The 23,739-nt window shown below is 69.6% G+C and carries 22 protein-coding genes and 1 tRNA gene; 16 read left to right on the top strand and 7 right to left on the bottom strand.

Annotation, left to right across the window (positions count from 1 at the left end):
• Positions 1-2,066 (top strand): NAD(P)/FAD-dependent oxidoreductase (locus tag M3Q23_13275; GenBank protein ID MDP9343030.1); only part of this gene is annotated, 2,066 nt, incomplete at its 5' end.
• On the opposite strand, the gene M3Q23_13270 is transcribed toward M3Q23_13275, so the two are convergent.
• Positions 2,053-4,395, bottom strand: coding sequence for an FAD-dependent oxidoreductase (locus tag M3Q23_13270; GenBank protein MDP9343029.1), 2,343 nt, complete (start codon positions 4,393-4,395; stop codon positions 2,053-2,055). The two genes, M3Q23_13275 and M3Q23_13270, sit on opposite strands and share 14 nt — an antisense overlap.
• A gap of 30 nt (positions 4,396-4,425) precedes the next feature.
• Positions 4,426-5,268 carry a cupredoxin domain-containing protein gene (locus M3Q23_13265; protein MDP9343028.1) on the bottom strand — a complete coding sequence of 281 codons (843 nt, stop codon included), beginning with the start codon at positions 5,266-5,268 and terminating at the stop codon, positions 4,426-4,428.
• Between the two features lie 98 nt (positions 5,269-5,366).
• Between M3Q23_13265 and M3Q23_13260 the strand changes: the two genes are divergently transcribed.
• The 7 genes from M3Q23_13260 (at position 5,367) to M3Q23_13230 (ending at position 13,185) form a co-directional block, all read left to right on the top strand.
• Positions 5,367-6,509, top strand: a complete 1,143-nt coding sequence (locus tag M3Q23_13260) for a YbhN family protein (protein ID MDP9343027.1) — start codon at positions 5,367-5,369, stop codon at positions 6,507-6,509.
• Between the two features lie 76 nt (positions 6,510-6,585).
• Positions 6,586-7,830 carry an adenylate/guanylate cyclase domain-containing protein gene (locus M3Q23_13255; protein ID MDP9343026.1) on the top strand — a complete coding sequence of 415 codons (1,245 nt, stop codon included), beginning with the start codon at positions 6,586-6,588 and terminating at the stop codon, positions 7,828-7,830.
• Positions 7,830-9,020 (top strand): hypothetical protein, encoded by a 1,191-nt coding sequence (locus M3Q23_13250; protein MDP9343025.1) that lies wholly within the window; start codon positions 7,830-7,832, stop codon positions 9,018-9,020. Before M3Q23_13255 ends, M3Q23_13250 begins: the two co-directional genes overlap by 1 nt.
• A gap of 74 nt (positions 9,021-9,094) precedes the next feature.
• Complete coding sequence (locus M3Q23_13245) at positions 9,095-9,787, top strand: esterase (GenBank protein ID MDP9343024.1); 693 nt, start codon at positions 9,095-9,097, stop codon at positions 9,785-9,787.
• The gene (locus M3Q23_13240; GenBank protein ID MDP9343023.1) at positions 9,780-10,736 is read left to right on the top strand and encodes a hypothetical protein; all 957 of its coding nucleotides are present in this window, start codon (positions 9,780-9,782) and stop codon (positions 10,734-10,736) included. Before M3Q23_13245 ends, M3Q23_13240 begins: the two co-directional genes overlap by 8 nt.
• The gene (locus tag M3Q23_13235; protein MDP9343022.1) at positions 10,712-12,076 is read left to right on the top strand and encodes a hypothetical protein; all 1,365 of its coding nucleotides are present in this window, start codon (positions 10,712-10,714) and stop codon (positions 12,074-12,076) included. Before M3Q23_13240 ends, M3Q23_13235 begins: the two co-directional genes overlap by 25 nt.
• The gene (locus M3Q23_13230; protein ID MDP9343021.1) at positions 12,073-13,185 is read left to right on the top strand and encodes a carboxylate-amine ligase; all 1,113 of its coding nucleotides are present in this window, start codon (positions 12,073-12,075) and stop codon (positions 13,183-13,185) included. The genes M3Q23_13235 and M3Q23_13230 overlap by 4 nt, the downstream gene beginning before the upstream one ends.
• 4 nt (positions 13,186-13,189) lie before the next feature.
• Here M3Q23_13230 and M3Q23_13225 read toward each other — a convergent pair whose 3' ends face one another.
• From M3Q23_13225 to M3Q23_13215, 3 genes are all read right to left on the bottom strand, one after another.
• On the bottom strand, positions 13,190-13,405 hold the full coding sequence (locus M3Q23_13225) for a type II toxin-antitoxin system HicB family antitoxin (protein MDP9343020.1): 216 nt from the start codon (positions 13,403-13,405) through the stop codon (positions 13,190-13,192).
• A 23-nt stretch (positions 13,406-13,428) separates the two neighbouring features.
• Complete coding sequence (locus M3Q23_13220; protein ID MDP9343019.1) at positions 13,429-13,761, bottom strand: hypothetical protein; 333 nt, start codon at positions 13,759-13,761, stop codon at positions 13,429-13,431.
• Between the two features lie 522 nt (positions 13,762-14,283).
• Positions 14,284-14,613, bottom strand: coding sequence for a divalent-cation tolerance protein CutA (locus M3Q23_13215; GenBank protein ID MDP9343018.1), 330 nt, complete (start codon positions 14,611-14,613; stop codon positions 14,284-14,286).
• Between the two features lie 240 nt (positions 14,614-14,853).
• Between M3Q23_13215 and M3Q23_13210 the strand changes: the two genes are divergently transcribed.
• The 3 genes from M3Q23_13210 to M3Q23_13200 all read left to right on the top strand — a co-directional run bounded on the left by M3Q23_13210 (position 14,854) and on the right by M3Q23_13200 (position 18,359).
• Complete coding sequence (locus M3Q23_13210) at positions 14,854-16,923, top strand: transglycosylase domain-containing protein (protein MDP9343017.1); 2,070 nt, start codon at positions 14,854-14,856, stop codon at positions 16,921-16,923.
• A gap of 112 nt (positions 16,924-17,035) precedes the next feature.
• A complete protein-coding gene (locus tag M3Q23_13205; protein MDP9343016.1) occupies positions 17,036-17,620 on the top strand; it encodes a DUF3566 domain-containing protein in 585 nt (194 codons plus the stop codon).
• A gap of 469 nt (positions 17,621-18,089) precedes the next feature.
• The gene (locus M3Q23_13200; protein ID MDP9343015.1) at positions 18,090-18,359 is read left to right on the top strand and encodes a hypothetical protein; all 270 of its coding nucleotides are present in this window, start codon (positions 18,090-18,092) and stop codon (positions 18,357-18,359) included.
• A 12-nt stretch (positions 18,360-18,371) separates the two neighbouring features.
• On the opposite strand, the gene M3Q23_13195 is transcribed toward M3Q23_13200, so the two are convergent.
• Together M3Q23_13195 and M3Q23_13190 are read right to left on the bottom strand one after the other, a co-directional pair.
• The gene (locus tag M3Q23_13195; GenBank protein MDP9343014.1) at positions 18,372-19,754 is read right to left on the bottom strand and encodes a hypothetical protein; all 1,383 of its coding nucleotides are present in this window, start codon (positions 19,752-19,754) and stop codon (positions 18,372-18,374) included.
• Entirely contained in the window at positions 19,751-20,542 is a 792-nt protein-coding gene (locus M3Q23_13190) for an enoyl-CoA hydratase-related protein (protein MDP9343013.1), read from the bottom strand. The genes M3Q23_13195 and M3Q23_13190 overlap by 4 nt, the downstream gene beginning before the upstream one ends.
• A gap of 133 nt (positions 20,543-20,675) precedes the next feature.
• Here M3Q23_13190 and M3Q23_13185 point away from each other — a divergent pair, with 133 nt between their 5' ends.
• The 5 genes from M3Q23_13185 to M3Q23_13165 all read left to right on the top strand — a co-directional run bounded on the left by M3Q23_13185 (position 20,676) and on the right by M3Q23_13165 (position 23,501).
• Positions 20,676-20,975 (top strand): hypothetical protein, encoded by a 300-nt coding sequence (locus tag M3Q23_13185; GenBank protein ID MDP9343012.1) that lies wholly within the window; start codon positions 20,676-20,678, stop codon positions 20,973-20,975.
• Position 20,976: 1 nt separating this feature from the next.
• Positions 20,977-21,051: transfer RNA gene (locus M3Q23_13180), tRNA-Val, on the top strand.
• A gap of 102 nt (positions 21,052-21,153) precedes the next feature.
• The gene (locus M3Q23_13175) at positions 21,154-22,371 is read left to right on the top strand and encodes a site-specific integrase (GenBank protein MDP9343011.1); all 1,218 of its coding nucleotides are present in this window, start codon (positions 21,154-21,156) and stop codon (positions 22,369-22,371) included.
• 495 nt (positions 22,372-22,866) lie between these two features.
• Entirely contained in the window at positions 22,867-23,250 is a 384-nt protein-coding gene (locus M3Q23_13170; GenBank protein MDP9343010.1) for a hypothetical protein, read from the top strand.
• A 14-nt stretch (positions 23,251-23,264) separates the two neighbouring features.
• On the top strand, positions 23,265-23,501 hold the full coding sequence (locus tag M3Q23_13165) for a hypothetical protein (protein MDP9343009.1): 237 nt from the start codon (positions 23,265-23,267) through the stop codon (positions 23,499-23,501).
• Positions 23,502-23,739: the final 238 nt, after the last annotated feature.

Here is a 23,739-nt window from a genome sequence, read left to right as displayed (position 1 = left end):
CTCCACCGCCGCCGGTCGCCGCGCCGGCCGCGCAGGTGCCACGGGCCGGACCGGCGGTGTACCGGCCACCGGCCCAGCTCTCGCTGATCCGGGCGGGCCTGCCGCAAACGGTGAAGGGCCGGATCTTCCCCTCTGTCGGGTTGCTCGCCGTCCAGCTCGTGGTGGCGTGGGAGTGGGTGGTCTCCGGGCTGACGAAGATCGTCCGAGGGGGCTTCCCGCAGGGGCTCGCGGCCGACCTCCGCGAGACGTCCACAGACGCCACGGCCTGGTACAGGAGCTTCCTCAGGCACGTGATCATTCCCAACGCGAAGCCGTTCGGTTACCTCATCGAGGCCGGCGAGCTGATCATCGGGATCGTGCTGGTGGTCGCGGGGCTGGCGTGGCTCTTGCGGTGGGAATCGCTGCGCCGTCCTCAGCGGGACGCCGTGCTGCTGAGCACCATCGGGGCGTGCCTGGCGGGCGCCTTCCTGAACCTCAACTTCTACCTGGCGAGCGGCGATCCCCTGCCCCTCTTCCTGGCCAAGGAGCCTTTCGACGAGGGCATCGGCCTCGACCTGATCCTTCCCACGCTCGAGCTGATCATCGCCGGGACGGCGCTGTGGACCTACCTGTCGCTGCGACGTAGCCGCCGTGGGCACCACGAGGCGAGTGCCAACGCCCCGCACGTCGTGATCGCCGGCGGCGGCTTCGGCGGGGTGGAGGCCGCTCGCCAACTCAAGCGGATGGTGCCGGCCGGGGCCGCCCGGATCACGTTGATCAGCGACGCCAACTTCCGGCTGTACACCCCGCTCCTGCCGGGTGCGGCCGGAGGAACGCTCGAGCCCACCAGCGTGGTCATCCCGTTGCGCGATCAGCTCCACGGAGTCGACCTGCGGGTCGGGCAGGTGACCGGCGCCGACCCCGTCCGGCGGACGGTGCGCTTCCAGCCACACCAGCTCTCCGACCGCCCCGGGGTGGGGGTGACGCCGCTGGGCCCCGAGGTCGAAGTGGGCTACGACCACTTCGTTGTGGCCGTGGGATCCGTGTCCCGAGCGCTCCATTGTCCTGGCCTCACAGACCACGCCGTCGGCTTCAAGACGCTGCCCGAGGCCATCGCCCTGCACAACCGGGTGCTACAGACCCTGGAGGTGGCAGAGACCCTGGAGGACCCCGAGGCACGAAAGACCTACCTCACCTACGTGTTCGTTGGCGCGGGATTTGCCGGGGTGGAGGGGCTCGCCGAGCTCCAGGATTTCGCGGTCGGCGTGATCAAGCGCTATCCCCGGTGCCGCGAACAGGGCATGCGATGGCTGCTGGTCCAGGGAGGGGAACGGATCATGGCCGAGGTCCCGCCCAGCCTGGCCGAGTTCGCCTCCGCGCAGCTCTGGAAGCGGGGAGTCGAAATCCGCACGGGCACGACCGTTCAGGAGGTCACGGCCGACCGCGTCCGCCTCTCGACTGGAGAGGTCGTCCCCACCCGCACCGTCGCCTGGACCGCCGGAGTTCGACCTCACCCGGTGGTGGAGCGGCTCGGGGTGCCGCTCGACCACCGATCGGGACGCATCACGACCGACCCCTTCCTCCAGGTCGCGGGCCGACCGAACGTGTGGGCGGTGGGAGACGCGGCGGCCGTGCCCGATCCCGCCGACGACGGTGGCCGGGCGTGCCCGCCCACGGCCCAGCATGCAGTTCGACAGGGCCGGGCGGTGGCCCGGAATGTGGCGGCGGCCCTGGGACATGGCCGGCCACGGCCTTTCGCCTACCGCTCGCGGGGCGTGTTCGTGGACCTCGGGCGGCACAAAGGGGTGGCGGAGACGTTCGGCCTGCGGTGGCGCGGCTTCCCTGCCTGGTTCATGGGGCGGGCCTACCACGCACTCCAGATGCCGGGGCTCCGGCGCAAGTCGCGCCTCATGGTGGACTGGGCATCCGACCTGTTCTCCGGCCGCGACGCCTCCGAGCTCAGCCAGCTCGGGGAGCCACCCACGCTGGCGCCCGAGGGCTCCAGCTCCAGCGGAGTGTGGGTGATCCCCGGGCCGCTTCCGAGCGTTCCCGCCGTCACCGGGCAACTCAAACCTAAGGGCGCCTGATCCGTCCGCTCAGGTTTTTCTGGCCGGCCAGGGCGGACAGGTCGGTGTCCTCGCTGGCCAGGGCGTCCCGGTCGACCGGGGTGCGGGATTCGATGAGCGCCGTGGCCCGGCCGAGGTCGTCGTCGCGGCCCACCGTGACCACGGCCTGGACGCGTGACTCTTTCAGGTAGAAGGCGGCGAAGTGGCGCTCGTCGATGCTCCCTCGCACCACCAGGTCGTCCCAGTCGGTGTGGAAGCCCGAGTACTGGAGGCTGACGTCGTACTGGTCCGACCAGAACCAGTGGATGTCCCGGTACGGCTCCCCCTTCTCCAGCATGCTGTTGGCCGCGGCCTCGCCGTGGCGGATCGCGTGCTGCCAGTGCTCCACGCGGATCCGGCGCTGGAACACCGGGTGGAAGTGATTCGCGACGTCACCGGCGGCGTAGATGCCGTCGACGTTCGTGCGGCAGCGCTCGTCGACCAGGATGCCGTTGTCGACCTCCACCCCCGACCCTGCGAGCAGGTCCGTCACCGGCTCGACGCCCAGGCCCACGACCACGAAGTCGCAGGGCAGGGTGAGCCCGCCCGCGGTGACCACCCGCTCCACCCGGTGCGAGCCCTCGAACCGTGCCACGGTGTCCCCGAATACCAGCCGGACGCCGTGGTCGCGATGGGCCGCCGCCAGGCACGACCCGACATCGGCTCCGAGCACTCGTTCCAGCGGGGCCATTCCCCGGTCGATGACCGTGACGTCCAGACCGAGGGTCCGAAGCGACGCGGCGACCTCGGAGCCGATGAACCCCATGCCCACCACCACGACCGAGCGGCCGGCCTCCGCGTCCAGGCGGATCCGGGCGGCATCCTCAACCGTCCGGAGGTCGTACACGCCCTCCAGGTCGATGCCGGGAATGGGGAACCGGCGGTTCCGGGAGCCCGTGGCCACCAGCAGCTTGTCGTACGGCACCCGCTCGCCGTCCTCCAGGACGACCGTCCGCTCGCGCGGATCCACGCCAGCCACCACGGTCTGGAGGCGGGTCTCGATCTGGTTGTCCCGGTAATAGGACTCCGGCTGCACCAGCGCCTCGTCGAACGTGGTCTCGCCCCGGAGGTAGGACTTCGACAGGGGCGGCCGCTCGTAGGGGAGATGCTCCTCGGCCCCGATCAGCACGACGTGGCCGTCGAACCCGGACTCCCGCAGCGTGCCGGCCGCCAGCCCGCCGGCCAGGCTCGCCCCCACGATCACGAACCGCCGGGGGCCCACGGCCGCCTGCGTCCGGGCACCTTTGGCCGCCGCTGCGGGCTGGCCGCCGACGTCCTCGCGGACCAGGGGCCGGGCCGCCGGCCCCCGGACCACACGGCCGTCGACGTCGAACCGCGACCCGTGGCAAGGGCAGTCCCACGTCTTCTCGCCGTCGTTCCAGTCGACGGTACAGCCCATGTGCGTGCAACGTGGGTTGACGGCGTGGATCACGCCGTCGGCGTCCTTGAACACGCCCACCTGGCGCCCGTCGACGTCCACCAGCGCGCCGTGGCCCGCGGCCACGTCGAACAGCGTCCGGTCCACCGTCTTCGCGATGAGGACGTCGGTGGGGCCGTAATGGGCCACCTTGTTCGGCACCGAGCCCAGCAGGAATCGCCGGGCCCCCGACATGCCCTTGTTGCCGACCACCACGAGGTCCACGCCCTCGCTCTCGGCCAGCTCGCACAGCCGCTCCGCCGGATCGCCGTCCGTGACGATGGGCCGCACGGTCACGCCTTCCGGCGCTCCCTGCTGGGTCTGCTCCAGGGCGATGGCCCCCAGGATGGGATCGCCCACGAACGCCACCAGGACCTCCTGGGAGTCCAGGAGCATCGCGAGCTCGAACGCCTTCCGGGCGGCCTCGGAGGCCGTGCCCGAGCCGTCCGTCCCGACCAGGATCCTGGCGTAGCCCTTCTCCTGCCGGTGCCCCAGGCCCTCCGCCGACTTCGTGTCCACGATGAGGAGGTCGCAGGGCGAGAAATGCGAGATCCGGTCGGGCACGCTTCCCAGGCGGAACCGGCTGACCCGCCCCATCCCCTTGTTCCCCACCACCAGGAGGTCCGCCTTGTGGCGCTCCGCCGCCTCCAGCATGGCCTCGGCCGGCTCCGACGAGGCCAACTCCACCTCGGCGTCGACCTTCCGCGCAGCCGCGGCCTCTCGGGCGCGCTCCAGCACCTCTCGGGCCATCGGTATGGTCATCGGACCGCCCGGGTAGGCCAGTACCACCACCAGCCGGGCCCGGCACCGCTTGGCCAGGCGGATGGCCTCGTCCCGGGCCACGGTGGCGGTGACCGAGCCGTCGGTCCCCACCACGATCGTTCGGTATCCCATGTGCGGTCTCCTCGACGACGCTACCCGACGCTACCCGACGCTGAGCGTGCCGTTCATCTGCGGATGGACGTCACAGCGGAAGAAGTACGTACCGGCCGGCAGTGCCGGCACGTGGTAGGTCCGCGTGGCCGTTCCGTTGAAGGTTTGCCCCACGAACAGGGCGTCGGTGGCCGACGAGTCCGTGTAGATGGCCACGTTGTGCGGGATCCCCAGATCCTCGTTGTCGAACATGATGTCGAAGGCCTTCGAGGCCGGCACGTCCAGGTGATCCGTCGTGAACGTCGTGTTGACGGCGGTGACCGCCACGGCGTTCGAACCGGACGGGAGCACGACGGGCGGCGCGGCTGTGGAGAACCCGAACGACGGCTTGAGCATCATGAAGTACAGAATGGCGGCCAGGCCGACGAACCCGATCCCCGCGATGGACAGGGGCCGGCGGGACCGCAGGATCGAGACGAGCTGGTCCTCGGAGACCGCGTGGGACCCGCCGGCCATCGCCCTCGCCACCAGGCCCACCCGCCGGTAGTACGGCCGGGCCATGGCGTACATGGCCAGCGACGTCAGCACCAGCACCGCGATGGCCGCCCAGATCCAGGCCCTTCCCCACCAGTGCCCCAGGAACCCGGCCACCGTCCCGCTCACCAGCAGCACGCCGAGCGACCAGTAGAAAGCGCGGATGGACGATCCCGACAGCTCGAGGAGGCCGGCCACCTTGGTGGGGTCGCGTTCGCGCCGCAGCCGGAACGTGACCATGACGGAGACGCCGTGGGCGATCAGGAATCCGAACACCCCGGCGACGTGCAGGAATACCCACCAGCGGTACAGGCGTGCCCTCCCCGTTCGGGAAAGCGCATTGTAGTGAGCCGCGTCCATCAGCAGGCCGCGGGAGACGGGAGCCGGCCAGACGCGGCTCCTGGCCGGGCTGGCTGCGAAAGCGTACGATCGAGGCCACCAACCGGCCAGGGAGAACCATGGACGAGTTGCCGGTCGGCGACCTCGCAGCTGTACAGAGCGATCCCCGCAAGAAGCGCAGGCCCCTGGTCCGCGCGATCCAGGTCCTGGTCTCGATGGCGATCGTGGTTGCGGTGTTCGTCTACGCCATCCCGAAGTTCGCGGACTATTCCAAGGTGTGGGCGGCGATCGATGACATGTCTGCCGGCCAGCTGCTGGTCCTGGTGGGGGTGACCGTCCTCAACATCGTCACGTACTGGCCCCAGATGGTCGCCGCGATGCCGGGGCTGACACTGGGCCAGGCGGCCGTCAACAACCAATCCTCGACCACGGTCGCGAACACCGTCCCCGGGGGTGGGTTCATCGCGAACGGGATCGCCTACTCGATGTACCGGTCTTGGGGGTTCACCAACTCCGAGATCGGCCTCTCGCTGCTGCTCAGCGCGATCTGGAACAGTTTCGTCAAGCTCAGCTTCCCGATCATCGCGGTGGTCATCCTGGTGTTCATGGGCAGCCGCACGGCCACCCTGCTGATCCCGGCTCTGATCGGGCTGGTCACGCTGGTCGCAGTCGTCCTGCTGTTCGCCCTCGCGCTTTCGCGGAAGTTGTTCGCGCGCAGCATCGGGCGCGGCCTGGGGAGCGCCGCCACCGCCGTGCGGCAGCTCTTCCGCAAGGGCCCCGTCCAGGACTGGGACGAGGCCGCGATCAGGTTCCGCCAGGAGACCATCCGCGTGGTGAGCAAGCGCTGGCCGGCGCTGACGACCTCGACCGTGGTCAGCCACGTGATCCTGTTCAGCGTGTTGCTGCTCTCGCTTCGGTTCGCGGGGGTGACCGGGAGCGAGGTGAGCTGGGCCCAGGTCTTCGGCGTGTTCGCGTTCGGGCGCCTGCTCACCGCGCTTCCCCTCACGCCTGGTGGGCTCGGAGTGGTCGAGCTCGCCTACATCGCGGGCCTGGTGCTGGCGGGCCGTGGCCACACCACGGTTCTTCTCCCGGAGTTCAAGGCACAGGTGGCTGCGGGCGTCCTGATGTTCCGCGCGCTCACCTACGGAGCGCAGATCCCGCTCGGCGCGATCACCTACGTGATCTGGCGGCGGAAGAAGAGCTGGCGCAAGCCGGTCCCGGCGCGCGAGCTGGAACCGGTCGCCGCCGGCGTGCCACTGTAGACATGACCGGGCTCGGCTGTGTTCGTGCACGCCATCCGGCAGCGGACGTCCCGAAGAGGGGAGGTCGTGGAGCGACATGAATGAGCCAGGACGGCTGACCGAACAGGAGCTGGCCGAGCTCTCGGGGACCACGACCGACCTGGTCCGCCGCCTGGCCGACTGCGGGGTCCTGCGGCGGCGGCCGGACGGGCCCCCGTTCAAGCCGGCCGACGTCAACCGGGTCCGGCTGATCGAGGCCCTGCTGCGGGAAGGGGTCTCGCTCGACGAGCTGGGCCGGGCCACCGCCGCCGGCGACCTGTCGTTCGGCTACGTGGACGACCTGTTCCCCGTCCCCATGGTCCTGCTGGAGCAGACCGCCGACGAGCTGGCGGAGGAGCTGGGGCTCCAGTTCGAGCAGCTGCGGGGCATGTACGCCGCGTGGGGCCTCCCCGCGCCCGTGCCGGGCCAGCGGGTCCGCGAGGACGACGCCCGGACCCTGGCCGCCCAGCGCGCCTTCCCCGACCAGGGGCTCGACGCCGACCTCCTCATGCAGGCCACCCGCTTCTTCGGCGACAACCTTCGTCGGGTGGCGGAGTCGCAGGTGGGGTTCTTCATGTCCGCGCTGGTGGAGCCGCTGCTGGCGGCGGGGGAGCCGCCCTCGAAGGTCCTCGAGACGGTGGCCTCGGTGTCTGCGGCCCTCCAGCCGGCGGGACGGGAGCTGGTTCGGTGGCTGCACCAGCGGCACTTCGAGTCGCTGGTCATGCAGCAGGTCGTCCTGATCCTGGAGGAGACGCTGGAGCGGGCCGGGTACGTGGAGGGCAAGCCCGCCAGCCCGCCCGCCATCGCGTTCATGGACCTGTCCGGCTTCACGCGGCTGACGGAGCAGGCGGGGGACGAGGCGGCCGCCGAGCTGGCCTCGACCCTCCGCGACCTGGTCACGGAGACGTCCCAGATGTACGGCGGGCGGGTGGTGAAGCTCCTGGGGGACGGCGTGATGTTCTACTTCTCGGCCCCCACCTTCGCCGTGGCGTGCTCCGTCGACCTGGTGGAGCGGGTGGCCGAGCTGGGGCTGCCCCCGGCCCGGTGCGGCGTGCAGGCGGGCCGGGTGGTGTACCGGGACGGGGACTACTTCGGCCGGACCGTCAACGTGGCGTCGCGGATCGTGAACTACGCCCGGCCCCGAGAGGTGCTGGTGGGGGAGGAGGTGGCCGGCCATCCTCCGCCGCCGGGCGTCGTGTACCGGGAGGTGGGGCCGACGGTCCTGAAGGGCCTGCGGGAGCCGGTTCGGGTGTTCCGGGCGGCCCGTCCCCGAACCGTGGGCGGCCGGCACGGAGGCAGCTGATGGCGCTCCGCGAGGACGAGGTGGCGATCCGAGCCGGAACGACGGTCGAGGAGATCCGACGGTACGCCGACCTCGGCGTGATCGCCCCGGGAGCGGACGGCGCCTACGTCCCGAGCGACGTGCTGCGCGTCCGGCTGGCCCGGGCCCTGGCGGACTCGGACCTCGCCCCGGAGGACCTCGGCCGGGGGATCCGCGAGGGCCACCTGTCCCTCGCGTTCGCCGACTACGCCATGTCGGAACCCATCGGGCTGCTCGCGAAGACGCACCGCGAGCTGGCCGCCGAGATCGGGCTGCCCCCCGAGCTCCTGGACCGGCTCCGGGTTTCACTGGGGATCCCCGCCGCGCGCCTGGACGAGGCCATCCGCGAGGACGACGCCGAGATCCTCACCATGGCCGTGCTGGCCGGGGGGGCCGGCCTCTCCGACGACGCCATGGTCCGGACCCTCCGGGTGTTCGGCGAGAACCTGCACCGGATCGTCGAGTTCGAGCTGGAGCTGTTCCGCTCGGAGGTCGAACAGCCCATGCTGGTGGCCGGGGCCGGTGAGCAGGAGATGCTCGACCGCATGGCCCTGGTCCGGGCCCAGCTCGAGCAGATGTCGTCGCGGCTGGTGCACCTGCTGCACCGGCGGGGCGAGGAGCACTTCTTCTTCCAGGACGTCATCGAGCACGTGGAGACCATCCTGGAGAAGGCCGGGATCGCCCGCCCCCGGACCATCAGCCCGCCCGCCATCGCGGTGATCGAGGCGTCGCCCCACGAGGAGCCGGCCGCGGACGACGACCGCTTCACGTCCCGGACCCTCCGGTTCCGGGACCTGGTCCAGGAGCTCGCGCTGGCGTGCGGTGGGCGCCCGGAGTCCCTGGTCGGCGACGCCGTGGTGCTGCACTTCCGGGACCCGGCAGGCGCGGTGGAGTGCGCCCTGGACGTCGTGGACCGCGCCCCGGCCGCGGGGCTGCTGGTCCCGCGGGTCGGCGTGCATGCCGGGCCGGTGGTGGTTCGCGACGGCGAGTACTTCGGCCGCACCGTGGCCGTCGCCACCGAGGTCGCCGAGTACGCCCGGCCCGGGGAGGTCCTGGTGACCACCGAGGTGATATCCGCGGCGGGCCTGGAGGGGCTGACCTACGAGGAGATCGGCCCCGTGACCCTGGCCACCGTGGCCGATCCGCTCACCCTGTACCTGCTGTCCCGGTAGCCTCCGCGACGGCATCGCCGGTAGGCTTCGGGAGCAGGACCAGCAGGACCAGCAGGACCGGCGACGGGGGTGGCGTGCGCGAATACTTCAAGGACTGGAGCCAGGCGCTCGGACGGGACATGGAGGTCCTGCGGTTCGGCTCGGCCGGCCTCCCGCTGCTGGTGTTCCCCACCTCGAAGGGCCGCTTCTACCAGTGGGAGGACTTCGGCCTGGTCGGCGCGCTGTCGGACAAGGTCGAGGCGGGCTTCATCCAGCTGTGGTGCGTGGACAGCGTGGACGGGGAGTCGTGGTACGCGGACGGGCGCTCGGCCGACGAGCGGGTGGCCCGCCACCTCCAGTACGAGCGCTACCTGCTGGACGAGCTGATGCCGCGCATCCCGTGGCGGCCCGTCACCACCGGGACGTCGTTCGGGGCCTTCCACGCGGTGCTGCTGGCCCTCCGCCATCCCGCCCAGGTGAACGGGTTCATCGGGCTGTCGGGCGCGTACGACACCGACCACTGGCTGGACGGCCAGGGGGGCCGGGACGTGTACCTCACCAACCCGCTCGCGTTCCTGCCCGGGCTGTCGGACGAGTCCTTTCTCGGTCTCATCCGGGCCATGGAGAAGAAGGTCATCGCCACCGGTCAGGACGACGCGAACGTCGCGGACTCGCTGCGGTGTGGTGAGCTGCTGAAGGAGAAGGGCGTCGACGTGTGGCTGGACGTGTGGCCCGGGTGGGCCCACGACTGGGCGTACTGGCAGGAGATGATGCGGCGCTATGTCTGAGCGCTCCGAGCGCGTGGTGGGACTGCTGGTCGGCCGGGAGGACACGTTCCCGGGGCCGTTCCTGGAGACGGTGAACGCGAAGGGCGCCGCCGTCGGCGTGCGTGCCGAGATGGCGATGCTGGGCGGGGCCCGGGAGCTGGAGGAGTCGCGCTACGCGGTCATCGTCGACCGGATCTCCCACGAGGTGCCGTACTACCGCGCCCACCTCAAGAGCGCGGCGTTGCAGGGAACCGTCGTGGTGAACGACCCATTCTGGTGGGAGGCGGACGAGAAGTTCTTCGAGTGCACCCTGGCCCGCAAGATCGGCGTGGCCGTCCCCCGGACCGTCGTGCTCCCCAACAAGGAGTACATCCCCGACATCGACCCGCAGGTGTCGCTGCGGAACCTCCAGTTCCCCATGGACTGGGAGGGCATCGCCGGCTACACGGGCCTGCCGGCCGTGCTCAAGCCGAACACCGGCGGTGGATGGAAGGACGTGCACGTGGTGGGCTCGATCGAGGAGCTGATCCAGGCCTACGACACGTCCGGGCAGCAGACCATGATCCTCCAGGAGTTCATCGACTGGCAGGACTACGTGCGGTGCATCTGCATCGGCCGAACCGACGTGCTGCCCATCCGCTACGACCCCCGGCGGCCCTTCCACGAGCGCTACCGCATCGACGAGCCGCTCGGCCCGGAGCTGCACGAGCAGTCCGTCCAGCAGGCCGTGGCGCTGGTGGACGCGCTCGGCTACGACATGGACACGGTCGAGTTCGCGGTCCGCGACGGGGTGCTCTACGCGATCGACTTCCTGAACCCGGCCCCGGACTTCGACAACTTCTCCATCAAGGAGGACAACTTCGGCTGGGTGCTGGACCGGATGAGCAGCCTGGTGATCCGGTACGCGCTGGGCGAGGCGGAGCCCCCGTGGCGAGGGGAGCAGCGATGGTGGCGGTTCCTGACCCAGTGACGGGCTCGGACCCGGTCGCGGTCTACCACGAGCTCCTGGAGGACCAGTCTGTCCTGGACGACAGCCTGGAACGCCTGCACGAGGGCCAGCGCGAGCACCGCCTGGTGTTCGGCGAGCACCCGCTGTGCGTCTCGCTCCGGCCCCAACTGGTGACGAGGCAGCGCTACGATGAGGCGGTGGCCGCCTCGAACGCCGTGGTCTCGGCCCTCGGCGCGCTGGAGCGGGCCCTCCTCCGCGACGCCGGGCTCCGGGCCGAGCTGGACCTCGAGCCGGAGGAGGAGACCCTGGCCCTGGCCCACCCGGGCTGCCGGCACTCCTCACCCTCGGCACGCATCGACGGCTTCTTCACCGATCGCCTCCGATACGTGGAGTACAACGCGGAGTCCCCCGCCGGCATCGCGTACTCCGATCACCTGGCGGAGGTCTTCGAGGCCATGCCGGTGATGCGGGCGTTCCGGAAGCGCTTCCGCCTCCGCCGCCTCCCCGTGCAGCACCGGCAGGTCTCGGTGATGCTGCGGGCGTTCCGGGAGTGGGGTCGCGACCGGAAGCCCTCGGTGGCCATCGTTGACTGGAAGGGCCTGCCCACGGTGTCGGAGTTCGAGATGTTCCGGGACCGCTTCGCCGCGGAAGGGGTCACGGCGGTGATCTGCGACCCCATGGAGCTCGAGTACCGCCGCGGGCGCCTGTACGCGAACGGCACCGGGGTGAACCTCGTGTACCGCCGCGTCCTGACCAGCGAGCTGCTGGCGAAGGGCGACGAGGCCGGCGCGCTGGCCCGGGCCTACCTGGACGGGGCGGCGTGCGTGGTGAACACGTTTCGGGCCAAGCTGTTGCACAAGAAGATGAGCCTGGCCCTGCTGTCCGACGAGCAGTACGCCTCGCTGTACTCGGCCGCCCAGCGCCGGGCCATCGAGCGGCACGTCCCCTGGACCCGCAGGGTCCGCACCGGGCCCACCACCTACCGGGGCCGCCGCATCGACGACCTGGCGGACCACGTCGCCAAGGGCCGCGACGAGCTGGTCCTGAAGCCGAACGACGAGTACGGCGGCAAGGGCGTCGTCCTGGGCTGGACGGTCGACCAGCACGAGTGGGAGCAGGCCCTGGAGGCCGCGCTGACGCAGTCCTACGTGGTCCAGGAGGCCGTCCCGGTTCCCCGGGAGCCCTTCCCGGTGGCCCTGGACGGCGTCCACTACCTGGACCTGGCCACGGACATGGATCCGTACGTGTTCGAGGGACGGGCCTCCGGGTGCCTGTCCCGGCTGTCCTCCTCCGCGCTGCTGAACGTGACGGCGGGGGAGGGGAGCGTCGTGCCGACGTTCGTGGTGGAGGGGCCGAGATGACGTTCCGAGAGGGCTGGCTGACCATCGGGATCGAGGAGGAGTTCCAGATCCTGGATGCCGACGGGAACCTCCGGGCCCACATCGACACGCTGCTGGCGAAGGCGCAGGCGACCATGGGCGACGAGATCAAGCCCGAGATGATGCAGTCGGTGGTCGAGGTGGGCACGAAGATCTGCGCGAACGTCGAGGAGGCCCGCGACGAGATCTTCCGCCTCCGGGGAACCCTGGCCGCGTTCCTGGCGGAGTCGGACCTCCGGCTGGGCTCGGCCGGCACCCACCCGTTCGCGATGTGGCAGGACCAGCTGGTCACCGACCAGGAGCGCTACCGGACCCTCGAGGAGGAGATGCAGGACGTCATCCGGGAGCTGCTCATCTTCGGGATGCACGTCCACGTGGGGATCCCCGACAGGGAGCTCCGCATCGAGATCCTGAACGAGGCTCGGTACTTCCTGCCCCATCTGCTGGTGCTGTCCACGTCCAGCCCGTTCTGGCAGGGCCGGTTCACGGGCCTGAAGTCCTACCGCCAGGTCATCTGGTCGCGGTTTCCCCGCACGGGAATCCCGCCCGAGTTCGCCTCCTACGACGAGTTCGAGAACTACGTCGAGCTGCTGGTGAAGACGAACTCCATCGACGACGGCAAGAAGATCTGGTGGGACCTGCGGCCGCACTACCTGTATCCGACGCTCGAGTTCCGGATCTGCGACGCGGCCACGCGAGTGGAGGAGACCATCTGCCTGGCCGCGCTGGTCCAGGCCATCTGCGCGAAGCTCCTGCGCCTGCGGGAGGGCAACCTGGGGTTCCGCAAGTACATGCCGAGCCTCATCGCCGAGAACCGGTGGCGGGCCATGCGCCACGGTCTGGACGGCAAGCTGATCGACTTCGGCAAGCAGGCCGAGGTGCCGGCTCGGGACCTGGCCATGGAGCTGTGCGAGTTCGTGGACGACGTGGTCGACGAGCTGGGATCACGCCGGGCCGTCGAGTACGTCCACCGGATCCTGGAGGAGGGCACCAGCGCCGACCGCCAGCTGGCCGTGTTCTGGAAGACCGGCGAGCTCACCGAGGTCGTCGACCACGTCGCCCGGGAGACCATCGCCGCCCCCAGCGAGTAGCCCGTCAGCGGGAAATGGGCGCCGGGCGGTACCGGGGCTCGGGGAGTGGTTTCCCGGCTTCACGGGCGGCTTCCAGCCAAGCTCTCTTTGCCTTCATGACTTCGCCCACGGCCTCCTCGGCGGTTCGGCCAAAGGCCGAGCACGAGTCCAGATCCGGGATGTCGGCGATGTACCCGCTGTCCTCCTCGCTCCAGAACACGTTGATGTGGTGGTCGCTCATCGCTCACCTCCGATGTGGGGAGATCATCCAGCTTCGCTGGCAAGAACGAGATCCACCACGACGGGACCGTGATCGCTGAGCGCCCGAACCACCTGCGTATCCCACACGAGACACCCCTTCACGTATCCGAAGGTCGTCGAATCCAACAGGATGTGGTCGTCTTGGAGGCTGTTTCCTATCGTCGGCCGTTTGTTCTGGCGCCACCTTCCCCAGTAGGACTGCCGCTCCTCCGCTCCCCCGAAGGGGAGTGGTTCGTGGAACGCCCAGCTGTCCTCCAGGTCCCTCCAGAAGTCGCCATGCCCGTACCCGGGAAATGCGTGATCGGCTGCCCGTGCCGTGTTGAGGTCCCCGCCCACATGAACCGGCCGCCTCGGCGGTGCAGAATCTCGACGAAGGTTTCACGCAAGGCCGGTATCACACGTCGCCGTGAGGTCAAGGGGTCCCTCATCAAGCGAGCGTGAACACTCGCAATCGCAATGGGCTCTGGACCCAGGAGTGGAACCGAGAACCCCGCCAGCACCACGGCCCCCCGAGATCGATCCTTCCAGACGCTCCCGGCCACAGCGTCGGCGTTCCCAACCCGCTTGCGGACGAGGATGGCTGAACCCCATGGTCTCCTCGGCCAGGCTTCCTGAAACAGGACGTGGTATCGATCGACGACGTCCTCGGGGATGATTGCTTCCTGGACCAGAGCGACGTCCGGATCGAGCGCGCCCAGAAGAAAGGCCCAGGCGTCGCGGCCCTGCTGGTTCATGTTCCAAGTCACGATGCGCATCCGGACCCTCTCCGCTGGCCCCGCATAAGGGGTTCCCAGGTCTGCCGGGCTCACTCTCCTGAGATGCTCGCTTTAGGGCTGGTCTGAAGCAAGCGCGAGCCGCTCATGCCGACGTCTCGGCCACGGCCCAGGCGAGGTAGCGGTCGTCGACCGCGGCGCTGGGCACCGCAGTGATCTCGGGGGTGTCGTAAGGGTGGTGGTCCCGGACGAACTGGAGCAGCGGCTCGAGCCGTGATCCGGGTGCCTTGAGCAGGCACAGGAACTCGGAGTCTTCCTGCACGGTCCCTTCCCATCGGTAGACGCTCGCGATCGGCCCCACCACCTGGACGCACGCCGCAGCCCGCGCCTCGACGGCAGAACGGGCCAGTTCCAGGGCGTCGTCCCTGGTGGCGAGGGTCGTGAATACCTGAACGAGGGACTCATCGTGATCCATCAACGCGCCCACCTCCGGAGGGAAGTCCGTCAGCCGAGAGTGAACCACGGGCTCTCATCGGGCCCAAGCGCAAGATTCCGGGCCTCCTTTCACCGTTTCTTCACCTGCGCGGGCATTGGAAGGCGGCGGGCCGGGGTATGTCTGTTGGACCCAATGCGAGTTGGCGTCTCTCCGGAACTCGTGGCCCGCGACGATGTGGCGCGCCCGAGAACCGCGCTCGGGCATCGCGCTCGTGCCGTGGTGGTTGGGCTGGTAGCCCTGGCGGTGGTGGCGGGGCTGGTGGCGCTGCTGCTCGCGCCGGCCCTGCTGGCCGTCGGCGTGGGGGCGCATCAGGCCGTGGAGGTCTACCAGCACACCGCCATCCCGAAGACGCCGTCCCTTCCGCGGACCACCTTCGTGTACGACCGCGACGGGAACCTCCTGACCACGCTCCACGGTGCGGTCAACCGGGTTCCGATTCCGCTGAAGGAGATCCCGAAGTCCATGCGTCGGGCCGTCATCGCGGCGGAGGACGAGAACTTCTACCAGGAGGAGGGCGTGAGCATCCCCGCGATCGTGCGGGCCGCGTGGGTGAACATCGTCAACCACCAGGTGCTCCAGGGCGGTTCCACCATCACCCAGCAGTACGTCAAGGACGTCTACACCGGGGACGAGCGCACGCTGGTTCGGAAGGTCCGGGAAGCGATCATCGCGCAGAAGCTCAGCCGCCGGTATTCGAAGAACGCCATCCTGGCCAAGTACCTGAACGAGGTCTACTTCGGCCACGGCGCCTACGGGATCCAGGCGGCGGCCCTGGCCTACTTCGGGAAGAACGCGTCGCAGCTGAACGTGCTCCAGTCGGCCACGCTGGCGGCACTCATCGCGGCTCCGGCCCTGTTCGACCCGATCGCCAGCCCGTCGCGCGCCATGGACCGGCGGAACTGGGTGCTCGACCGCATGGTGACCCTGAAGTACCTGGGGCCGCGGAAGGCGGCGAACCTGAAGGCCCGCCCCGTGCACACCTCCCCGTCGGTCGGCGCCCCGGTCCCGGGCCAGTACTTCCTCAGCTACGTCACCAAGACCCTGGAACACCGGTTCGGCACGGCTGAGACGTTCGGGGGCGGGCTCCAGGTCCACACCACCCTGGACGTGCACCTCCAGCGCCTGGCCCGGATGGCCGTGGACTCCCACCTCTCCACCCCCGGCGACCCCAGCGCGGCACTGGTGGCGATGGACCCGCACACCGGTGAGGTCCTGGCCATGGTGGGCGGCCGGAGCCACGACAAGGTGAAGTTCAACCTGGCCACGCAGGCCCGCCGGCAGGCCGGGAGCTCGTTCAAGCCGTACACGCTGGCCACGGCGATCTCCCAGGGCATCTCGCTGCTCTCGCGCTGGAACGGGCCGCCCGACCTGGTCATCGACGACCCGCGGTGCCAGACCACGGACCCCAAGACCGGTGTGACCGGTCCCTGGGACGTCCACAACTTCGCCGACGAGTCGGCCGGGACCATGACGCTGCTCGACGCCACGGCCAACTCGGTGAACACGATCTTCTCCCAGGTGGTGCTGGACGTGGGCCCCGACAACATCGTGACGACGGCACACCGCACGGGCATCCGGTCGCCGCTCCAGCCGGTGTGCTCGATCACCCTCGGGACCCAGGCGGTGACGCCGCTCGAGATGACCGATGGCTACGCCACGCTGGCCTCCCGCGGGGTCCGGCACTGGCCGGAGCCCATCCAGGAGGTCCAGTCGGCCTCCGGAAAGGTGCTCATGCAGCCGAACGGCGCCCCCAAGCGGGTGCTCCCGCAGAAGGTCGCCGACCTGGTCACCTACGCACTGGAGGGGGTCATCCAGCACGGCACGGGGACCGCCGCCAACATCGGGCGGCCCGCGGCCGGCAAGACCGGGACCGCGGAGAACTTCCAGGATGCCTGGTTCTGCGGCTACACCCCCCAGCTCACGACGTGTGTGTGGGTGGGGTACCCGAAGGGCGAGATCCCGCTGCTGAACGTGGAGGGGTTCCCGGACGTCTTCGGCGGCTCGATCCCCGCTCTCATCTGGCACGACTTCATGCAGAAGGCCCTGGCGGGGGTGACGCCGCAGGACTTCCCCACGCCGGACCTGTCCGGCTACGAGGTGAACCCGCCGCACGCGGTGGTGCCTGCTCCTCCTGCACCCGCGCCCGCCCCCTCCCCGTCGCCCACCGGTGGTGGAGGTGGGGGTGGTGGCGGTGGCCACGGGGGCGGTCGAGGCGGTGGCGGCGGTGGTGGCGGTGAGGGGGATCACGGCGGCGGTAGGGGAGGCGGTGGTCATGGCGGTACCGGCTGAGCGGCGGCCTTCGCCCCCGGCCGGAACGTTCGGATCCAGGCGGGGAGGACGGAAGTCGACAGGTGGCGGGCGCCGGCGAGTCGCGTCCCCGAGTGGACCGAAGGAGACGGACATGGCGGTAGTGGAGCGGCGAGAGGACGAGCGGCCCACGCGGTTCACCCCGCGCCAGACAGTCCGAGTGGAGATCCCGCGCCAGCCCGACGGCCACCGGGCCACGGTTCGATCCACCGAGCGGCGGAGGACCCGGGTGGTGGTGTCACGGGTGGGCCCCTGGTCGGTGTTCAAGATCTCGCTGATCTTCTCCTTCATCGGGATGCTGGCGCTGCTCGGTGGGTTGGCCATCCTGTATGCGGTGCTCGGCGCGATGGGCGTGCTGGCCGACATCGAGAAGCTGGTGAACGCCGTGGGGGTGGGCCACCACTTCCACTTCCAGGGGGGATGGATCTTCAGCCATCTGTTCGCCATCGACCTGATCCTGGTGGTGGTGGTGTCGTTCATGGCGTCGGTCCTGACCTTCCTGTACAACGCCGTCGCGGACCTGTTCGGCGGCATCGAGCTGACGCTGGAGAGCGCCGAGCGCCCGGCCGCGAAGGGGAGCGCCGGCCGTCAGCACGTGCCCGCGTCGGGGAACGGGCACGGGACGCCGCAGGTCATGGTGTGGGACCGCAAGCCCCTCCGGGACGCCGCCGGCGTCTGAGCCCTCGCGTTCGGCCGCACGTCGCCGGTCGGGGCGGGAGTGCCCCAGTTTGACCTGCAGGAGATCGCGGGGCTACGGGACCAGTTTCCCGCCCGCGGCCTCGTGTCGGGCCTTGTCCTCTGGATTCCAGGGCCCGACGTGGAAGCGGGGAACGATCCAGCGGAACAGGCTGAGGCCCGGGCGCTTGCACCAGCACTCCGGATAGCAGTCGCACCGGGACAGGCCCGCCTCTTCGAGGACGCGACTGATGCCAGCAGCGAGGAGTAGGCCGAGCACCATGAACCTCACGGATCGCCGCACCATCCTCGACACGGCGGGATTCTACGGCGGGAGGCATCAACCTGAGAGCTGGGACACCACCGTCGAGACCGGACTCCACCACGTCGGGTAGGGTGATCGTACGGGCGGATGGACTTCGAGCCAGAGCCAGAGCCGGCCGGCCGGAGGGTTCGGTTCCCAGGGGGCGGACATGTGGGTCAGGACGCAGGAGGACGAGCTCGTCAACCTCGGCAACATCGAGTACATCCGTATCGAGGAGGACGAGGAGGACGGCGGGTTCGAGCTCCGGGCGTACGCGTTCGGCTGGGAGCCCGACGACTCCGAGGACGAGTACTACCCGCTGTCGGCCGGGCCCGACCGGTCCTCCATCGAGCAGGCCATGGATCGCCTGGTGGCGGCGCTGGGACAGGGGGTCGAGTTCCTGGACCTCAGGTCGGGATTGCCGGACACGGAGTCGTAGGCGCGGAAACCCTCACCCGGCCTTCGAGCAATCCCGCTGGGGCCGCATCAGCGGCGGGTTCGGCGTCTGGGTGAAATCGAACGCCTCCAGCATGTCGTCCGCCACCCGGTCCCGGGAGGCCAGCGGCGGCAGGCCGTGGACCCGTTCGATGAACCGCAGCACCGAGGAGAACTCGAGCGTGGTGTCGTCCACGAAGCCCGGCTTGGCCCACGGGGAGATCACGATCAGGGGAACCCGTGGGCCCAGGCCGTACAGGTCCATGTGCGGCGGCGTGACGTGGTCGTAGAAGCCGCCGAAGTCGTCCCACGTCAGCGCCACCACGGTGCTCTTCCACTCGGGGCTGCGCATGATCGCGTCCACCGCCCGGACCGTCCAGTTCTCCCCTTGGCACACGCTGGCCGGCGGGTGCTCCGACAGGGAGACCGGCGGAGTCAGCCACGACACGGCCGGCAGGCGTCCCGCTTCGACGTCCGGGATGAAGCCCGATTCGGGGACGATGTCCTGATGCTCGGGGCCGAACCAGACGTGGCGGATCTGGCGGAGCGGCTGGACCCAGTTGTTCCCGCCCCAGTAGTACTTCCACGAGACCCCGTGCGCCTGGAGCTCGTCCGGCAGCACCTTGACGTCGATGCACGGCCACCGGGGGACGAAGAACTGCGACACCCGCGTCGCCGTGCTCGCGCTCTCCTCCATGTGGAACGCCCGCTCGCGTTCGGTCGGGGTCAGCTTCCGGAACGAGAACGCTCGCTCTTTCGGGTCGTCGCAGTACTCGCGGGGGGCGCCGTTCGGGCCGAACTGGCCGGGCTCCTCCTGGTCCACGAACCGATCCGACTGCGCCGCAACGGTCCACAGGTGCTCGGGCCCGCTCGGCCCGTAGATGGAGCTGAAGAACCGGTCGCCCAGCGCGTAGTGCTTGGCCCACGCCCAGTAGGAAGGGATCTGGTCATGGTGGTACTGGACATAGGACTGGAGCTTGGTGCCGTTCCACAGCTCGTCGAAGCAGTCCATCTTGCCGCCGTCCACCGCCCGGATGGCCGGCACGAAGTGGTGCTCCACGTCGGCAGTGGTGTCCGACGCCCGCTTCAGGGGAACGGTCGCTCCATCGCAGATGTGCCCGCGCGTGGCCCCGTCGGCGCCCGGGAACCGTCCGAAGTAGGTGTCGAAGGTCCGGTTCTCCTTGACGATGAACACGACGTGCTTGATCTTCCGCCGGGCCAGGTCGAGCTGGTCGGCAGACGTGGTGGGGGTGGGCGAGGCGTTCGACGGAGACGGGGCCGCCGATGGCGGCTTCGTCAGGGGGGCATGGGCGTCGCGGTCCAGGGGTGAGCCGGCGCCGCACCCCACGGCGAGCAGCCCCAATGTGAGCAGTGCCGCCGCCGGCTTCCTCGCCGTCATCGACCCTCGAACCGGCCCGGACGCTTCTCGAAGAACGCCGCGACGGCTTCCCGGTGGTCCTCGCTGGACAGGCACAGCAACTGGCCCTGCCCCTCGCGCTCGAACATGGCCTCGAGGGTCGTCTCGGGGGCCCGGACGACCAGGCTCTTGACCAGCGACACGGGGATGGGCGGCGCCGCGGCCAGCTCCTCGGCCAGCGCTCGGGTGTTCTCATCCAGCCCGTCGGCAGGAACGAGCCGCGTGCACAGGCCCAGCCGGTCCGCTTCCTCGGCCTCCACGATCCGGCCGGTCCAGATGAGCTCCTTGGCCCGGTCGGGGCCGGCCAGCGCGGCCAGGGGACGGTTGCCACCGAGGTCGGGGACCAGCCCGAAACGGATCTCGAGCATGCCCATCCGCGCGTCGTCGGCCACCACCCGGAGGTCGCAGGCCAGGGCCAGCTGGAAACCCGCGCCGAGGGCGTTCCCACGGACGGCGGCGACCGTCGGCTTGGCCATGGTGGCGAGGTTCCGGAAGGGCCGCTGGGCCAGGCGCACGAAGGCCGGGATGGCCGAGGTGCCCGCCCCGGCGAGCTCCGCGAACGACGACACGTCGATCCCGGCGCAGAAGGACGGCCCGTCCCCGCGGACGAGCACGACGCGTACGGCCGGGTCCCGCGCCGCTTCCTCGGTGGCCTCGCCGAGCTCGAGGAACATCGCCGAGTTCATCGCGTTGCGCTTGTCGGGCCGGGCCAGCGTGATCGTGGCGATCCCGTCGCCGGCCTCGTACGTGATCGTCTCGTGGTCGCTCATCGATCCTCCGTGTTGCGGGGGACTGGATGCTCCCATCAACGCCGCCCGGCCAGCAAAGCGGGCTCCCGGTGGGATCGGCGCCGACCTCGGGATTCGGGCTGGCGCCGGGGCGGGCGATCACTATGCTCTCCTGGTGAACGTGAGCGGAGAGCTCGATATCGAGCGCGCCGCCTGCTGGCTGTGCGGCCGGCCCACCTACGACCCTCCCAAGAAGGAACGGCCGTGGGCGCGGGCGGTGTCGGAAGGCCGCCAGGTCCTGGTGTGCCCGTCCTGCCAGGAGAGCCGCACCGACTGGGCGGCCCGGCTCGACCGGTGCCGGCGATGCGGTAAGACCCGGCTCTCGCTCATGCTCGGCGAGGTGGTGTGCCGCGCCTGCGGCCACGTCCAGGGCACCGACGCCGAGGCCGATGCAGACGTCGACGAAGAAGTCTGACGGGCGCTTAGCTCAGCGGGAGAGCGCCGCCCTTACAAGGCGGAGGTCGGTGGTTCGAAACCACCAGCGCCCACCAAGGAAAGGTGCAGCTCAGCGGACTGATTGTCACCCGACACAGCCCCCGGTAGAATCCGCACGATTCGACGCAGCATAACGGTGCATAACATCGGGAGGCCGAATGGCGGGAGCGCGGAGTGTCAAGCGAACGAGGTTCCCAGGCATCTACCGGATCACCACTCCGGGGAAGCCCGATCGGTTCATGGTGTCCTATCGGGTCCGCGGCCTTGGTCAGCGGACCAAGACGAAGCCCACCCTCCGGGAGGCGAAGGAGTTCCAGGCTTCGGTTCGGGACCCACTGAAGGCGCGCCAGCTCAGGCAGCTCGAGCAAGGTCGAATCACGCTGGCCGAGTACTTCCCCCTGTTTCTGGAGAGGCGCCGAAACCTCTCGCCCTCAACACGAGCGCGTTACGAGAGTGTGGGGAGGCTGCACATCATTCCCGGGCGCCTCGGCCAATTGCCCGTAGCCTCGATCACCCGAGATGACGTTGAGGGCTGGATCACAGACTTGGAGAAGAAGGGCGTGGGAGTCGGATCGATCGACAAGGCGTACCGAACCCTTCGGGCCCTCCTGACATCCGCGCTTCTGGAGGGCAAGACGCTATCGAATCCTGCAACCAGGATCGTGATCCCTCGTGGCCCGGTGCGAGATGCCTTCTTCCTGACAGCGGACGAGGTCGACCTGATCGCTAACAACGTGCCTGTCCGCCATCGAGCCCTCGTCTATCTGCTGGCATACACAGGTCTCCGGATAGGAGAGGCCTCCGCTCTCAGAGTCCGGCATCTCGACCTGCTGGATCGGGCCCTGACCGTCTCCGAGAGTTCGGCCGAGGTTGGGGGACGGAAACTGTCGGGACAGACGAAGACGAGACGGGTTCGCACCGTGGAGCTATCCCAAGAGCTCTGCACCGAGCTGGCGCAGCACTTGGAGAAGTTCGGCCCGCGGACCGAGGCGGGCGACCTCGACCCCAACGGATGGGTCTTCACGCACGCTCAAAAAGGCCAGATCCGGCAGAACAACTGGAGAGCGCGCGTCTTCCAGCCAGCATGTGTTCGGGCCGGCGTTGTGAGGCTGAATGCCGAGGGCGACCGGGAGCCGCCGAGAGTCCATGACCTAAGGCACACGGCGGCGTCCCTGGCCGCTCATGCGGGGTACACACTCCACGAGGTCAAGGACATGCTCGGCCACACTACGATCAAGACCACGTCCGATCTCTACCTCCACTTGTTCAAGGACACCAAGAGGCAGAAGGCTGAATCCCTCGGGGAGCTGATGGCGAGATCACGAGCCGACCGGGGTCAAGTCGTCGGACTGAGCCAGACATCGGAAGTGAAGTGATAGTGGTCGGCCCCCGCGCGCGGGCGCGGTCTTGTCCTAGTTGTTGAAGAGATAGGAGGGATGCCCGCGACGGTCGCCGCCGACCACCCCGGTCCGAGCACGTACCCCCGCACGATTTTCTGGGGAAGGGCCGACGGGCAGACGCGCCGAGCCTCGCCGTCGGCCGGTTCGGTGTCCCGGAACATCCATGAGGCTCTGGGCGGGAGGGACCTGACCCTACGGGTGCCGTCCTTCGCGCTGGGGAGCCCGGTAGGGCTCGTCGGGGCGGCAGCGTGGGGGATGGAGCCCCGGGAGGGGTCGATCGGCGACGACTGGCCTGGTACGCAGCGCCATCGAAGAGCCGCTCGTCGGGGCGACGCCTCGTCTGCCGGGGGATGCCAGAATCGCTCCGGGAGGGCCCGCCGTGAAGAAGTCTCGTACTGCGCGGATAGGCTTCGTCGTGCAGCCAAAGCGGGGGGGCGAATCGAGGGAATGCCCAAGCGCTCGGCGAGGGAGATGAGGGCCACCGCGTACCACGAGGCGGGCCATGCCGTGGCCGCCCTCTTTCTCGGCAGCTCGGCGGTCAGCATCTCAATCGGGGAGGACGAGGTCCAGGGCACCCTGGGACATGTCCGCCGCCGCCGTCCATCGACGGCGTGGACCCAGCGCCTGAAGGAACTGAATTACGACGCCGACTTTGGCGGCATGGGGTGCCGCGTCCGGCGAATCATCGAGAGAGACATCATGATCACACTGGCGGGCCCCGTCACGGAGGCCCGATTGCGTGGCCGTTCGAACTGGGCGGGCGCTGGTCTGCAGCGACTGAGCGAGGCCGAATCGGAGGCACTGTCACGTGAACGTGGGGGCGAGGATCAAGCACGTCCTGGTGCCCGGAGGTGACGAGCATCTGGCCCGTGAACTGGTCCACTCTTGCGTCGGCTGAAGACGAGGAAGCTGGGGCGTACGTCGAGTGGCTGCGGCAACGGACAATCAACCTGACCTCGCGGCCCGACTTCTGGCCCGCAGTCGAGGCCATCGCCGGGGCACTCGTGAAGGAGACCACGGCCTCCGGGCCGCGGGCCAGGAAGGTGATCGAGGGGGCGCTCGAGGAGTGGCGGACAGGACTCCGCGAGCGGGGCTGGAGGGCCTGAGAAGGAAAGCGCGGAAGCCTCGCCCGGAGGACGACGAGGACGCCAGAAGTCGGATCACCGTCCGCGGCGAGCCCCGGGAGGGCCGGACGGGGATCGGCTCGTGAAAGGCGATCTGGGGGCGTCCTTCCCGTCGCGAGGGGGGGGACCACGTAAACCGCCCTCTCGGAAGGTGCCGACCCGTCTGACACCCACGCTAAGCGGCACGCTGGAGACGAGTTGGTCCCGCCCGTCGCGCTTG

It is taken from the genome of Actinomycetota bacterium, from assembly GCA_030774015.1.
In the GTDB taxonomy this organism is placed as follows: Bacteria; Actinomycetota; UBA4738; order UBA4738; family JACQTL01; genus JALYLZ01.
This window is presented reverse-complemented; position numbering and strand designations above follow the sequence as displayed.